The organism is Botrimarina sp. (genome assembly GCF_040219535.1).
Lineage (GTDB): Bacteria > Planctomycetota > Planctomycetia > Pirellulales > Lacipirellulaceae > Botrimarina.
On record NZ_JAVJSH010000007.1, the window covers coordinates 13,196 to 28,055 of the forward strand.

At 65.2% G+C, this 14,860-nt stretch carries 12 protein-coding genes; 7 read left to right on the plus strand and 5 right to left on the minus strand.

Going from position 1 to position 14,860, the window contains the following annotated elements:
* Positions 1-6 precede the first annotated feature (6 nt).
* From RIC11_RS03025 to RIC11_RS03055, 7 genes are all read left to right on the plus strand, one after another.
* On the plus strand, positions 7-966 hold the full coding sequence (locus tag RIC11_RS03025; protein ID WP_350208355.1) for a Brp/Blh family beta-carotene 15,15'-dioxygenase: 960 nt from the start codon (positions 7-9) through the stop codon (positions 964-966).
* Positions 963-2,156: a lycopene beta-cyclase CrtY gene (crtY, locus tag RIC11_RS03030; RefSeq protein WP_350208356.1), complete on the plus strand. Its 1,194-nt coding sequence runs from the start codon at positions 963-965 to the stop codon at positions 2,154-2,156. The genes RIC11_RS03025 and crtY overlap by 4 nt, the downstream gene beginning before the upstream one ends.
* Complete coding sequence (locus tag RIC11_RS03035; RefSeq protein WP_350208357.1) at positions 2,153-3,166, plus strand: polyprenyl synthetase family protein; 1,014 nt, start codon at positions 2,153-2,155, stop codon at positions 3,164-3,166. The genes crtY and RIC11_RS03035 overlap by 4 nt, the downstream gene beginning before the upstream one ends.
* Positions 3,163-4,725, plus strand: coding sequence for a phytoene desaturase (locus RIC11_RS03040; protein WP_350208358.1), 1,563 nt, complete (start codon positions 3,163-3,165; stop codon positions 4,723-4,725). Before RIC11_RS03035 ends, RIC11_RS03040 begins: the two co-directional genes overlap by 4 nt.
* Positions 4,709-5,635 carry a phytoene/squalene synthase family protein gene (locus tag RIC11_RS03045; protein ID WP_350208359.1) on the plus strand — a complete coding sequence of 309 codons (927 nt, stop codon included), beginning with the start codon at positions 4,709-4,711 and terminating at the stop codon, positions 5,633-5,635. Before RIC11_RS03040 ends, RIC11_RS03045 begins: the two co-directional genes overlap by 17 nt.
* A complete protein-coding gene (locus tag RIC11_RS03050) occupies positions 5,632-5,841 on the plus strand; it encodes a hypothetical protein (RefSeq protein ID WP_350208360.1) in 210 nt (69 codons plus the stop codon). Before RIC11_RS03045 ends, RIC11_RS03050 begins: the two co-directional genes overlap by 4 nt.
* A gap of 223 nt (positions 5,842-6,064) precedes the next feature.
* Positions 6,065-7,105 carry a tyrosine-type recombinase/integrase gene (locus RIC11_RS03055; RefSeq protein ID WP_350208361.1) on the plus strand — a complete coding sequence of 347 codons (1,041 nt, stop codon included), beginning with the start codon at positions 6,065-6,067 and terminating at the stop codon, positions 7,103-7,105.
* 236 nt (positions 7,106-7,341) lie between these two features.
* Here RIC11_RS03055 and RIC11_RS03060 read toward each other — a convergent pair whose 3' ends face one another.
* The 5 genes from RIC11_RS03060 to RIC11_RS03080 all read right to left on the minus strand — a co-directional run bounded on the left by RIC11_RS03060 (position 7,342) and on the right by RIC11_RS03080 (position 14,170).
* Positions 7,342-7,683 (minus strand): DUF3147 family protein, encoded by a 342-nt coding sequence (locus RIC11_RS03060; protein ID WP_350208362.1) that lies wholly within the window; start codon positions 7,681-7,683, stop codon positions 7,342-7,344.
* A gap of 15 nt (positions 7,684-7,698) precedes the next feature.
* A complete protein-coding gene (locus RIC11_RS03065) occupies positions 7,699-11,007 on the minus strand; it encodes an efflux RND transporter permease subunit (RefSeq protein ID WP_350208363.1) in 3,309 nt (1,102 codons plus the stop codon).
* A 23-nt stretch (positions 11,008-11,030) separates the two neighbouring features.
* A complete protein-coding gene (locus RIC11_RS03070) occupies positions 11,031-13,031 on the minus strand; it encodes an efflux RND transporter periplasmic adaptor subunit (protein ID WP_350208364.1) in 2,001 nt (666 codons plus the stop codon).
* 118 nt (positions 13,032-13,149) lie between these two features.
* Entirely contained in the window at positions 13,150-13,356 is a 207-nt protein-coding gene (locus tag RIC11_RS03075) for a hypothetical protein (RefSeq protein ID WP_350208365.1), read from the minus strand.
* Between the two features lie 421 nt (positions 13,357-13,777).
* Positions 13,778-14,170 (minus strand): hypothetical protein, encoded by a 393-nt coding sequence (locus RIC11_RS03080; RefSeq protein ID WP_350208366.1) that lies wholly within the window; start codon positions 14,168-14,170, stop codon positions 13,778-13,780.
* Positions 14,171-14,860: the final 690 nt, after the last annotated feature.

Genomic DNA, 14,860 nt, shown 5'->3' on the forward strand with positions numbered 1-14,860 from the left:
TGTTTCATGCACGCGGCCCTCGTCACTCTGCTCTGTTGGGCGATGGCGGGGGCCGCGTGTTTTATCCCCACCGGCGGGGTATTAGTCCCGGCTGCGTTGGCCGTCCTCGTCGCTTTGGTCGGGCTTCCACACGGGGCCGCGGACCATCGATTCGCCAAGCCCTTGCTTCAGCCGATACTGGGCGCCGCGTGGCTGCCCAGCTTCCTCGTCGGGTACTTGGTGATAGCTCTGCTTGTCACGGCCGGCTGGTTCTTGGCGCCTGCGGCCACAACCGTCCTTTTCTTCCTGGCCTCTGCTTGGCACTTTGGTCAAGAAGAGCCGCAGATCGCGGTCGGGCCGCATCCACTCCGGCCGCTCCTCCGCTTCGCCCGCGGAGGATTGGTGGTCTGGACACCGCTAGTGTTCCACGGAGGTGAGGTGACTCGCTTGTTGCGGATCACCGCGCCGCGTAGTTTCGAGACTCAGATACAACTCGCGGTCGAGATGATGACTCTTGCCTCTTGGTGCCTGCTCACGATCGCGATCGCTGCCTGGGGCCTGCAAATCCTCGCGGCGATCGCCGCCGCAGGCCGGACGCGACAGGTGCTGCTCCTCGACAGCACGATGCAGGCGTCGTTCGTCCTGCTGTTCGCTGTGGCGAGTCCGATCTTCGGCTTCTTGGTTTACTTCTGCGCGTGGCACTCGGCACGGGGTCTCAAACGTTTGCGGCGTGAGCTTGGTGAGAGTTGGCCAAAGCTGGCGGCTAGCCTCGCGCCGATGACCTTCGGGGCGATCGGTCTGATCGGGCTCGGTGCCACGGCTTCGTTGCAATCGTTGACCTGGGACGAGACGCTCGTCCGTTCGACGTTCGTCGGGCTGAGCGCCGTTGCCGTCCCCCACATCGTCTTGCATGGGATCGCGCCGATGCTTGCCGCGTTCGGCGATCGTCGTACCGCGAGGCCGCTCACGCTTGCAGATACCGCATGACCCCGCCAAGAAACTACGACTATGCGATCGTCGGCGGGGGCCTTCAAGGCTGCTTGCTCGCCCACGCGGTGGCCCACTATCGACCGGCGGCGAGCGTCTTGCTCCTCGAACGGTCCGACGAGCTTTGCGGCAACCACACGTGGTCGTTTCACGAATCGGACATCCCCCCCGAATCGCGGGGTTGGTTCGATCGACTCGTGAACCACCGTTGGCCCGCCTACACCGTGCGGTTCCCCGGGCACACGCGGCGAGTGACCCTCGCGTACGCCACAATCACGTCGGACGCGCTGCGGGATGCGACCCGATCTCTCTCGGCCGGATCAACCGATGCTTCGGGAGTCGCCCGGATCGATATCCGTACCGGCCAACCGTGTGAGATCGAGTCCAACACGCGGATTGAACTGGCCGATGGGACCGTCATCCAGAGTGGATGCGTGATCGATTGCCGAGGCCAATTGAACTCAGCAAGCAAGCTAAAAGGCGTCGGCTTTCAAACTTTTATCGGTCGTGAGTACCAAACCGATCGCGACTGGCCCGCGACCGAACCCATCTTGATGGATGTTCGAGCCGACCAATCGAATGGCTTCGAGTTTCTCTACGAGCTGCCCCTCGGCAAGCGGCGTGTTCTGCTGGAGTACACGCGCTTCAGCGAAGAGCCCAGCTATGACGAAAAGCGGGCGAACGCGGCGATCGCGACACGCCTGCATGAAGCGGGCATCGACTTGCCCGAGCTCGTCCGCACCGAGGGGGGCTGCCTGCCCATGCCGTACGCGGCCCTCCCACGCGGCAACCCGAACGCTATTGCGGGAGGCTATGCCGGAGGCTGGTATCACGCCGCGACGGGGTACTCGATGCCGCTGGCCATTCGGTTTGCTGAAACGGTTGCCAAGTCGCGTCTCGAGGAAGTCGCTGCGGAGCTGACGCGGGTCGGTTCTGGCGACGCCCTCCGACGCGGCTTTGCCCGCTTCCTCAATCGGCTGCTGTTTTGTTTGGTCAACGCCGAGCACCGCTGGAAGATTTTCCGCCGCTTCTACAAGGTGCTCCCCGAAGAACGTATCGCCCGCTTCTACGGCCACCGCTTCAACGTCGCCGACGCGGCGAGGATCGTCATCGGTCGCCCGCCGACTGGGCTCGCACCCTTGCGGTTTGCTAAGTCCCTTTGTTCCCGTACGGACCCGGCCTCGCCATGATCGCCAAACCTCTGGGATACGCCGGAAGTTGTCACCAGTCCGCCGGGACACGGCACGGCTGGTCCAAGGCGCTCCAACTCGCGCCGGACCTTTACCCCGGAGTCGGGGGGAAGCGGTTCCGGGCCGCGTTGCTTCAACGGGCCTTCAAGTTCGCCGGCGGGCGAGGGCCTTCACCGGTAGCGGTGGCCGAGGCGGTGGAGATGCTCCACGCCGGCTCCCTGGTGCTCGACGACTTTGAGGACGACTCCGCAACGCGTCGGCAGCAGCCCGCGTTGCACCGAGTGATCGGCCCGGCCCGTGCCGTGAACGCCGGCAACTGGATGTACTTCCGAGCCTTGGAGCTCGCCGGATCTGCCTATGAAGACCCCGCGCGAACCGCCGGGCTGTTGATGAAGTTCGTCGAGGTCGCGAGGCAGTGTCACGAGGGACAAGCGATCGATCTCTCAACACGCATCGATGAGATCACACCACACCAGGCGCGGGCAACCGCGTTGGCGATCTCGCGATGGAAAACCGGACGCCTCGTCTCGTTAGCTGCTTGGTCCGGTGCCCACGCCGCCAACGGCGAAGCCACGACGCTGTTGGCGGCCGCTGCGTTCGGCTGCCGAGTGGGGATCTGCTTGCAGATAAAGAACGACCTCGACGAGCTGACGGCTTTCGTCGACGGCGAAGATCGTTGCGATGATCTGCTCAACCGCCGCGTGACGTGGCCATGGGCCTTGGCAGCGGAAGAGCTCTCGGCGTCACGGTTTCGGCTGCTGCAAGAACGTATCCGGCGAGAGTCGTCGCCTGGGCCCGCGTTGCGACGGCTAGCGACCAGCCTGCTCGAGGCAAGCCGCGATCGGGGCGTTGCTGCGATCGACGAGCGGCTTGATCGCGCCGTGTCGCGTCTCGCTGCGGCCGGGCCGGACGCTAAGGCGGCCCGCACCCTCGCCGAGGTCGCCGACGCGTTGCGGAGCACGTACCAAAGCGGCGTCAGTGAACCGGGCTTCGCTGGAGCGCGAGCATGAGCGTCGCCGCCACCCCTATCGAGCCGCGGCCAGAGGCCGCGGCCAGGCCCGGCCGTCGGGCTGCAGTGATCGGAAGCGGGTTTGGCGGTCTCGCCGCGGCGATCCGGCTCCAGTCCATGGGGTTCGAGACCGTCTGCTACGAGGCCCACGACAAGCCGGGCGGCCGGGCGTATGTGTACGAAGACCAGGGGTACACCTTCGACGCCGGCCCGACCGTCATCACGGCGCCGCACTGCCTCGAAGAGCTGTTCGAACTCTCGGGGCGGCGCCTCTCGGACTACGTGCGGTTGTTGCCGGTGACGCCGTTGTATCGCTTGCAGTGGAGCGACGGGGTCCGCTTCGACTACGTCTCGGACGAGGACGGCCTGATCGAACAGGTGCGTCGCGTTAATCCGAGCGACGTAGACGGCTATCGCCGTTTCGCGGACTACACGCGCCAGGTGTTTGAGAAGGGCTACGAGGAACTAGGCGCTGTGCCGTTCCTCCGCTTCAGCGATATGATCAGCGCCGCCCCGCACCTCGCCCGACTGCGGGCCGACCGGAGCGTCTACTCGATGGTATCTCGGTTCGTCAAAGATGAACACCTCCGGCAGGCGTTCAGCTTCCACCCGCTGCTAGTCGGCGGCAATCCGATGGACACCAGCTGCATCTACACGTTGATCCATTGGATCGAACGCAAGTGGGGCGTTTTCTTTCCCGAAGGCGGGACCGGTGCCCTCGTCCGTGTGCTGGCGCGACTGCTGGAAGACCTCGGCGGCACGTTGCGGTTGAATTCGCCCGTCGATCGCGTGACGCTGCGAGCCAGCGACCGGGCGGACAGTCCCACACCCCAGCACGAGATACACACCCAAGGAGTTCGGCCCGGCGTGTTTGATGTGGTCGTATCGAACGCCGACGTACACCACACGTTTGCCAAGATCTATCGCGGGGTCGAGGGGGCCCAGAAGCGTCAGAAGCGGCTCGAGCGGATGTCGTGGTCGATGTCGCTGTTCGTGCTGTACTTCGGTACGAAGCGGCGTTACCCGGACCTCGCTCACCACACGATCTTGTTTGGCCCACGCTTCAAGGGCCTGCTGCGCGACATCTTCCGCGGCAATCACCTGCCCGACGACTTCAGCCTCTATCTTCACGCCCCCACGGCCACCGATCCCAAGATGGCGCCGGAGGGTGGCGAGTCGTTCTACGTGCTGAGCCCCGTGCCACACCTAGGCAACGCCCCGATCGACTGGAACGCGTGTGCCCAGGCCTACGGCGACGCGATCCTCGAATCGCTCGAAACTCACTTGCCCGGGCTGCGTGAGTCGATCGTCACGCGGCGTCACTTCACGCCGGCCGACTTTGCTCAAAAGTTCGGCGCCCATCATGGATCCGCTTTCTCGGTCGCCCCCAAGCTCACTCAAAGCGCCTACTTCCGCCCGCACAATCGCGATCCCAGCATCCCGGGCCTGTACCTCGCCGGAGCTGGCACCCACCCCGGTGCCGGGGTGCCCGGCGTCATCAACTCCGCCAAGGCGACGTGCGACACCATCGCGTCTGACTACCGTGTCGTCACCATCTAGCCCCCCCGCCGCACGCGACTCGATACGGCGCCACAGCCGATCGTTCTCGCTGGCCAGCCGTCTGCTGCCTGCCGACAAACGGGCCGACGTCGAGCGGCTTTATTCGTGGTGCCGCTGGTGCGACGATGGTGTCGATAACGCAGAATCTGCCGAGGAAGCCGCGGAGTTTGTCGAACTGGCTACGGCCGACCTGCGTCTGATCGTCAACGGCGAAGTGCCGCACACGACCGAGAGCCTGTGGTTCGGCTCGGTCGTGCGTCGGCACCACCTATCTGTAGCCGCCGCGGAAGCTCTGTTGATCGGGATGAAGTCGGACCTGACGCCGGCGGAAAACCTGAGCGTCGATGATCTCATGCGGTATGGCTTCCGTGTGGCCGGAGCGGTCGGGGTCTTGATGTGCCCGATCCTCGGTCTTCGAGATCGCCGATTCTTGCCGCACGCCACAGCGTTGGGCATCGGAATGCAGCTCACAAACATCGCCCGCGACGTGGCTGAAGACTGGGGCCGTTACCGCTGCTATCTCCCTATCGAGTGGACCGGCGGCCTCCGGCCCGGCCCGGCTCGCCCCGACAGCGAACCAGTGCGACGGGGCGTCCAAAAACTGCTCGATGTGGCCGACGGCTTCTATTGTGCCGGGGAGAGCGGCGTGTCGGCCCTCGATCGTGATTCGCGATTCGCTGTCCACGCCGCGGCCCGGATCTACCACGCGATCGGGGCAAAAATCCGCCGCAGGCGTTTCGACGTGCTAGAAGGGCGAGTGCGGGTGTCTCTCGCCGAGAAGCTGCGACTGCTGGCCGGCCTCGTTGTGCCGGGCGTCGGCTTCCGCGGCTTCTTCGATGGGGACGCCAGGACCGAGGCGGCACTCGCGGTTTCGCAGCAGTTGCTACTTGAACACGGAGTTGAGCTATGAAATCCGAAGCCTGGGTGATCGCCCTCACGGGGCTGTCGCTTACCTGCATTACCGCCACGGCCTTGTTCTTGCTGGTCGCGGTGAACCCCAAGGACGAAGCCTACGGCGCGACGCCGCTCGTGTACGCCGCCGTCTCGGCGGTAGCGGCCTTCGCCTTCAACCGCGCCTCGGCGTGTATTTCGCGACGAGCGGTTGACGTGTCGTGATCGGCAGCAAACCCGCCGAGGTTGCCTCACTCTCAGCGAGTTTAGCCGCTCGCCGAACCGCACACTTGGCCCGCCGGCGGACTAATCTGGAGCCATCTGTGCAGCTAGCGTAGGCTGCCGATCCTACCACCGAGCGACAGGAGGTCCTGCAGGAAGCCGAGCGAGGCTATCGGCGGGCGGAGCCAGGGACGGAGTCAGACGCCGACGGCCTGGAGCCGTCAGCATGTCGATCAGCTTCGAGAAAGTCGCGGTCAAGTACCTCAACGCCAAGACCCTCTCCTTGGGCACCTGCAAGGAGTACCGAGGAACCGTCGCCAAGTGGTTGGCCTGGGGTCAAGGCCCCACTGTCGATCAAATCAGCCGCTCCGACCTCCGCGAATTCTTCGACTGGGTCTACGAGAAAGCGGCCGAAGACGGCGGGTCGAACGCCGGACGCACGGCGAACAAGGCCCGCGAGAACCTCCGGGCCATCCTGTCGTGGGCCTGGGAGCAGGACTACCTCGAGAAGCTCCCGCGGTTGCCCAAGCCCAAGCCGCAGCGGGATGTCGCCGGCCGTCACTACCTGACCAAGTCGGACCTGAACACGCTCTACTTCGCGACCTACGCGCTCGAGCGGCCCCGAGGCTGGAAGCGGACGCTGACGGTCGGCCACTACTGGCGCGCCGCGCTGGTCGTCTTCTTCAACTACGGCGTCGATACCGGCACGGTCTTCAAGCTGGCCTCGTTCCACGAGCCGATCCTCTGGCGACACGTCTGCTGGCGGCCCGAGCCGCCGAACGGCCAAGGGCGTGATTGTCGGTACGGCTGGCTGTACTACAGGCGGGTGAAGACCAAGAAGCAGTTCTACCGCCCGATGAACCGCGTGGTGCTGACGCACCTCAAGAGCCTGCGGGCCGACCAGGTTGGATTGGACCAATCGGTCTTCTCCTGCGGCAGCTCACGACCGAACGAGCATTTCCAACGGCTCTGTCAGCTGGCCGGGGTCAAGCCGAAGCAGGACGTCGAGACGGGCGAGGAGAAGCTGTGGGTGCTGAAGGACCTGCGGAAGACCTGTGCGACCTACTACGACGAGCACATGCCAGAGTCGTCGATCGAAATCCTTGGGCACTCGGTCGGCGGGGTGACCTACCGGCACTATGCCCACCGGGACCCGCTCGCCTTCAAGGCGATCATGTCGCTGCCCCAGCCGACGGCGTTCACCGCCCTGATGCACGGGTTCGACGGCGAATGCCCTTGTTGTCGGAGGAGGTTTCCGCAGGCGTAGCATCTGACTGCGGCGGCACCTCCCAGATCAGCTGCGGAGGTGTCGTCGCGGTCCGCAGACCGACGCGGGTTCGACGGGCCCCGATCTCGCCGAAGCTGGTCCACCCTCGGCGTGAGCCGTCGCTCGTGCTTGCGGACGGTTGGACGCCTTCACTCGCTCTACTTCCCGCCTTGGGGTCAGCTTCCGCGAGGCACTCCCCACCGACGTCATGGTGAGCTGGCCAATCCCAAGGCTCTTCACCTGGGAGGCGGGCCTAGCCAGAACCAGGCGCCGATTGTGAGGCACGCCAGCCCGACGCCAGCAGCGAGTGCCGGCCAGAACGAGAAGCCGAGACGCTCGGCAAGGGCCAGCGGAACGAAGAAGGGCAGGCCCAGCGGCACCAGGACGAGGGTCTCCCGCGACAGGCGTGCGATCGTGGGAAGGTCCGCCGACTTCTGCCAGGTCATCACGATCGCGACGATGCTCACCAGCGGCAACGTCATCAGCAGTGCGCCGAGCCTCGGCCAACGCTCGGCGAGTTGCGTGACCCCGATCACGACGACGCCCGCGATCAGACCCCGAAGCAGTGTCATCATCATGAAGAGCCCTGTCGGTTAGTCCTCGTGCCTATCGAATTGCTCAGCGATCCGCAGCACCTCCGGTTCGTCAGCCCCTTCTCTTCCCGCTGCGAAGCGGCCTTCGTACGCCTTTCTCCCGAACCTGAAGAAGAGCGCGGGCGTCACGATCTGGTCGAGCAGCGTGGAGCTGATGAGGCCGCCGATCACCACGATGGCGAGCGGGTGGAGGATCTCCTTGCCGGTCTCGCCGGCGCCGAGCGCTAGCGGCACCAGGCCGATCGTCGTGGTGAGGGCGGTCATCAGCACCGGCGCGAGCCGCTCCAGGCTGCCGCGGATGATCATCGGCTCGCCAAACTCTTCCCCCTCGAACCGCATCAGGTGGAGGTAGTGCGAGATCATCATAATGCCGTTCCGGCTGACGATGCCGACCAGCGTAATGAAGCCGACCCAGTGCGCGACCGAGAGCGTTGACGCCTCAACCCAGACCCGCGGCAGCTCCCACCAAGCGGCGGCTTGGATCGCTCCGGGCGTCGGCCAGCTTGTCAGCAGTAGCGCCGCCACCGCGCCGATGGCTGCGAGCGGGATGTTGACCATCACCTGCAGAGCGGCCCGCCACGACTGGAGGCATTTGTAGAGCAACAGGAAGACGCCGAGCACCGACATCGAACCCCAGAACATCAGCTGCCGGTTGGCCTGCATCTGGGCCTCGAACTGGCCTCCGTAGTCGATGAAGTAGCCTTCGTCGAGCGTGACCGACTCAGCGACGCGTCGCTTGATCTCCCCGACGACGCTCGCCAGGTCGCGGCCGGCCGTATTGGCTTGCACGACGATGCGTCGCGTCACGTTCTCGCGATTGATCGTGTTCGGACCCGTGGTTTGCACGACGTCCGCGACGCTCCCAAGAGATACCTGCGCTCCGGATGGGGTGCTGATCAGCGTCGAGCGGATCGCGTCGACGTTGTTGCGGGCCGACTCGTCGAACCAGACGACCAGGTCGAAGGTCCGCTGGTCTTGCAAGACCTGGGAGACGACGCGTCCCTGCAGAGCGGTTTCCATCGCTTCGGCGACCTCGTCGGGGGTGAGGCCGAACCGTGTCGCTTCTTCGCGGCGGATCGTCACCTGCACCTGCGGTATTTCGACCTGCGGTTCGATCTGCAGGTCGACCGCCCCCTCTACCTCAGAGACCGCCAAAGCGACCTCGTACGCCTTGTCTCGGAGGACCTGCAAGTCGGGTCCGTAGAGCTTCACCGCGATCTGGGCGCGGATGCCCGACATGATGTGGTCGAGTCGGTGCGAGATCGGCTGGCCGATGTTGAACACGACACCGGGCATCTCCGAGAGCGTGTCGCGGATTTCGGCTAGCACCTGCTCGCGTGGCCGCCCTTGCACTTCCTCTCCGAGCCACTTGAGCCCGGGGACGGCGCGCAGGACCGCGTTGTGCCAGCCCGGCTTGGGGAGGCTGGGATCGGCGAGCGTGGCGTCGATCTCTGAAAAGTTGACGTTCTCGGCGTGCTCGTCCAACTCGGCCCGGCCGGTCCGCCTGGCGACGTGCGTGACCTCGGGGATCGCCAGCAGCATCTTCTCGACCCGCTGGCCGATACGGTTCGATTCCTGCAGGTTGGTTCCCGGCGGGGCGGTCGCGCCGATCGTCAGCGTCCCCTCGTTGAACTCGGGCAAAAACTCGCCCCCCATCCACAGGATGGCCGAGCAGGAAACGAGGACGCAAACGAGGACGACGCTCAGCACCGCGGTCGTGTGCTTGAGCGTGAAGCGGAGCAGCCGCGTGTCGATCGCCTTGAGCACGCGGAGCAGCAGCGGGTCGCCCTCCCGCTCCAGGAACCTGGCTCGCGGGAGCAGGTACGACGAGAGCACCGGCGTTACGGTCAGCGAGACCACGAGCGACGAGACGAGCGTCATCAAGTAGGCCAGGCCGAGCGGCGCGAACATGCGGCCTTCGAGGCCGGCCAGCGAGAAGAGCGGGAACACCACCAGCACGACGATCAGCGTCGCGTAGACGATGCTGTTCCGCACCTCGGCCGAGGCGAGGAAGATCACCTTCAGCGGGTTGTCGGGGCTGGCCTTCGCGCGGTTCTCCTTCAGTCGCCGGTAGATGTTCTCGATGTCAACAATCGAGTCGTCGACCAGCTCGCCGATGGCGACCGCTACGCCGCCGAGCGTCATCGTGTTGATCGAGATGCCGAAGTAGTCGAACGCGAGTGCGGTGAGGATGATCGAAAGCGGGATCGCGGTGATCGTGATCGCGCTGGTGCGGAGGTTCCACAGGAACACAAACAAAATGACGATGACCCAGATCGCTCCGTCGCGGATCGCTTCCACCACGTTGCCGATCGCGACCTTGATGAACGTCGCTTGCTTGAAGACATCCTTGTCGATGACCACGTCCTGCGGCAGCGTCGCCTGGATCTCGTCGAGCGTGCGGCCGATGGTCTCCGTGAGAGCGAGGGTGTCCGCGCCCGGCTGCTTCTGCACCGACATGATGACGGCCGGCTCGCCGTTGACGCTCCCTTCGCCCCGCTTAACCGGCCCGGCGAAGACGACTTCTGCAACCTGACCGACCGTGATCGGCACCGGCTCTCCGGTCCGCACCACGGTCTGCTCGATCTGGTCGAGGGTTGTCGCCCGGCCGATGATACGGATGAGCGACTCCTTGTCCTTGCCGAGCAGGAAGCCGCCCCCCATCACCGTGTTCGATTGCCGCACGGCGTCGGTGAGTTGGTCGATCGTCACGTCGAACTCGGCCAGCCGCTCGGGCGAGGTGAGCACCTGGTACTGCTTCATCTCGCCCCCCATGACGGTCACCTGCGAGACGCCGCCGATGCCGAGCAACCGCCGCCGGACGACCCAGTCTGCCAGCGTGCGGACCTCCATGTCGCTCGTGTCGCCGGTGGAGTGCATCCCGACGAGCATGATCTCGCCCATGATGGACGTGATCGGCGCCATCGTGGGGTTCATGTCTTCCGGGAGCCGCGTGCGCACCAGCTGCAGCTTCTCTGAGACAACCTGGCGGTCGACGTAGATGTCGGTCCCCCAGTCGAACTCGACCCACACGATCGAGATGCCGATGCCCGACGCCGAACGGACCCGGCGGACGCCGGTCGCGCCGTTCATCGCCGACTCGATCGGGAAGGTCACGAGGGCCTCGACTTCCTCGGGCGCGAGGCCGTGCGCCTCGGTCATGATCGTGACCGTCGGCCGGTTTAGGTCGGGGAAGACGTCGATCGGTAGCCGCAACGCGCGGTAGCCGCCGATGACTACGAGCAGCACGACCGCCGCCATCACCAGAAGGCGGTTGTTCAGCGAGAAGGCGATGATTCGGTTGAGCATCGAGGCTTTCCGGTCGGATTGTTCTAGCGCGCGCTGTCTAGCCGCCGGCCGCGCACCACGGCGACTTCGGCCCGGTTGATCTCGATCCTCGCGAGCATGCCCTCGATCAGGCGACCGTCGGAGTTGTCGACTTCCACCCAGACCGGCAGCACGCGTTCGCCCCGATCGAGCACCGGCGAGACGCGGACGACCCGTCCCCCGACTTGAACCCCCGGTAGCGCGTGGAACGTGACCGAAACCGGCTGCCCGACCACGACGCCGGTCGCGTCGCGTTGGAAGACGTAGCCCTTCACCCATACCTTCGAGCGGTCGTGGACTTCGAAAAGCTGCTTCTCGGCGTTGACGATCTGCCCCGGCACGACGTCGAAAGCGGCGACCTCCCCATCGATCGCGGCGCGGATCGGCACGCTGCGAACCAGCGACACGTCGCAGTCCTCGGCCGACAGGTCGACCGCCAGTATCCGGTCTACGTCGTCTTGTGCGACGCCGAGCATTCCGAGGCGCCTGGCGATGCTCTCGACTTGGTTCTCGAGCACCCTCTGGGCGGTCTGCAGCTGCCAGAGTTCCTTCTTGGAGAGCACGTTCTGGGTAGCGAGCCGCTCCAGACTCTCAACCCGGTCGCGGGTCCATGCGAGCTTCGATTGGCTCTCCAGCAGCTCGCCTTGTAAGTTCCTCAGATGGAGGCTTTCTACCTCGGCCAAGACCTGACCCGCTTTCACAGGCTGGCTGTGGTCAACGAGGATTCGCCCGATGCGTCCTTCGAGGCGGGCGCTGGACAACGCCTTGCGGTCGGTTGGCAACTCGACCACGCCCTGGATGACAACCGGCTTCGGCGCAGCGGGTCCGTTCGACTTCGCTTCCAGTTGGGCTTCGATCCTTGGCGGCGTCCGCGACCCGCTTGAGGCGGGCGTCTCGTTGGCGAAGAGCGAGAAGAGCACGTGGTTGCCGTTCACGACGACCCGGTCGCCCGGGAACAAACCGTCGAGGATTTCGACCCGGTCGTCCTGCCGCAGGCCGGTCTCGACCGGGCTACGCACGTACTTGCCCTCGCCGCGGTTGACCAGCGCGTACTCCGAGCCGAAGTAACGGATGATCCCCTCGGTCGGGCAGACGACCGCCTCCTTAGACAGCGCGGTCTCGATCCGCATCTGACCGAACATCCCCGGACTGAGCAGCCCGCTCGTGTTGTCGATGGCGACCGCTACATGGCGCGTGCGGCGGGTCTCGTCCATCTTCAGGTGGAGGTGGTCGACCACGCCGCGGAACACCCGGTCCGGCAGTTCTTTGAACCGCACGACCGCGGGCTGCCCTGGCTGGACGGCGGCAACCTCCCCTTCGAGCACGTCTCCGACCACCCAGACTCGCGATCGATCCACGATGTGGAACAGGTGCTCGGTCGTCTTGACCACCTGACCAACCCGAACGTCGGCCTCCGCGATCACGCCGGTGAGCGGGCTCACGAGGGCGAACTCGGTCACCGGCTGTTGGCTCTGCCGCACGCGGTCGAGGAGCGCTTGTGAGAGCCCTATCGCCCTCAGTTTGCACTGGGCGACCTCTAGCTCGGCCGTCCGCTGCCGGACGGACGCTTCGGTTTCAAGGGCCTCGCTGCCGGCGATCACGCCACGTTCCGCCAGGGGGAGTTGCCGCGTGAGCTTCTCCTTTGCCAGGCGCAGCTCGGCGTCGGCCTGCAGCATCGCCAGCTGCAACGCCTCCAACTCCAAGCTCTCGACGCTCGCCAACTCTTGCCCGGCTTCTACCCGATCGCCGGGGCGGACGAACAGGCGCCCGATCCGCCCCCGCGCCTGGGTTGTAACCATCGCTTGCATCCGCCACGGCGCCACGACGTGGGCGTTGCACTCCACGAAGCGCGCCATGTCGGCGAGCGTGACCTTGCCGGTCTGCAGGTCGATCGCTTCGCGGGCCCCCTCGGATAGCAGGAGTTGATCGCCCGCAACGGTAAGCCCCTTGGTGGGCAGAGCGGCGTGCCCTTCGTGCGCCGACGAATTACGCCCCCAAGACGACAAGACGCTCAGCGCCGTGAGGCCAAAGAACACAACGCGCCGCCCGGTTACGGGAGCCCTTCGCGCTTGCTCAGTCATCGCTACTCCCTAGGGAACCAGAGAATCCTGGGTGGCCGCCTGGCTAGTTCGTTTGCACGCCTTCGAGCTGCTCGATGGCGGCCTGGACGTCGTCCGCGACCGCCTCGTAGTCGGCGGCCTCGCCCCCGTCGATTCGCGCGTGGACCTCGTTGAATCGTTCGCGGAGGCGTTGGGCCGACGTGTTGATCGTCTCCCACTCCGACTTCGGCACGTCGTTCTCGCGCGCGACCGTCGTTAGGTGCCCCAACACGATGTCCAGCTCGTCGAGCGGCCGGTGCGCTTCGGCGGGATCGCCCGCGGCGATGGCGTCGCGGATTGTGTCGCGGAAACTTTTTACCTTCGCGACCGCGTCGTCGTAGCTCGCCAGCCCGCTCTTGGAGAGACTCGATCTCTGCTTCGGTCATCGGGACATCGTGCGGGTCGAACCCTTCTGCGGTCTCTTCGGTCGCGGGGGCAGACCCGGTGGTGGCAGGAGGGGAGGACTCTTGGCCGCAACCGACCAGCAGTGCTGTTGCGGGCAGAGCGAGGGCGACAACAAGCGCGTAACGGAATTTCATCGGTGAACTCCCTTCAAAGGAAATGAGGCAAGCAGCAAGGACGGCCGCATCGAGTGCGCAGCACCCGACAACGGACTCGTTCCCAGAGAAACGCGGCAGAGAGGCCGCGTGAAATTAGATCCGCAGCACGCCGGTGCGCTCGAAGCGCGCACGGTCACACAGAATGGGCGTATCGACTTGCGGGCGGCGCAACGGCGTCACCGTGTCGCCTTCGGCGTAGCAGACGTCGCCCGCTACGTCTTGCAGCAAGAGCAACACGTCGTCCGGTCCCAGCTGGCCGAAAACGACGTGCGTGGCGAGTTTCGACTCGCCTAGCAGAACCAGAGGCTCTGGCGGATCATTGCCCCCGCTCTGCTCATTCGGCGAAGGCAGCGTGAAGTCAAACCCCCACAGACTTAGATGGGAATGGTTTGCTGCGCTGGAAGCAAACTGCTCGGTGGCCGCTTGCGGATGTGGCTCGTGGTCGTGAGGGTGGCCGTGGTCGAGTTCGACTCCCGCGTCGCTCACCGCGTGGTGCGAGTGGGCGTCTCTCCCGCCGGCGTGCGAGTGGCTATACCCCTGCGCAGCCCCGCCGCTCGACGATACAGCGATCGCCATCAACAGACGGATCGTCTTGTGAGGCTGAAACCGGGCCAATTCTTGCTTGATGCCAATGACAGAGCGTTGAGGGGCAGCTAATAGATATGTTACCTCAGCCCAAGTTTCGGGGCTACGGCGGTTAAGAGCTGCCGAAAAGCAGTCCTTCGATCTTTGTCGATGTCTTGCGGATTGCCGGTAGCGCGTCGGGTTCTGCCAGGGCCGCCGAGGAAGGGGGTCTTCAAAGCTGTCTGAAGGCGGTCGTCGCGTGGCGTCGGAAGCCCGGCCCTCCGCGCGAATTGGTTCGCTCACCGAACTTGCTGAGGATGCCTCATCCGCGGCGCCGAAGGGCTCAAGCTAACTCGCAGCGGTCTCGCAGCCGGCGGAAGACCTCAGCGACTTACCGCCAGCCGCAACTCCGAACGGGTGGTCCACCCGACCTCACTTGGAACGAAGCCGGATTCGCGTCGGTCGAACCGACCGGGAGTTATCGTCGAATGTTGTGGACGGCGTAGGTTGAAGAGGGCGGCGGGTTCGTGGAGAAGGGAGGCATCTGACCTCCAACCCTTCACCGGAACCCACCGCCATGAGCGAAGCTACCGCGACGACGATCTCGTTTCC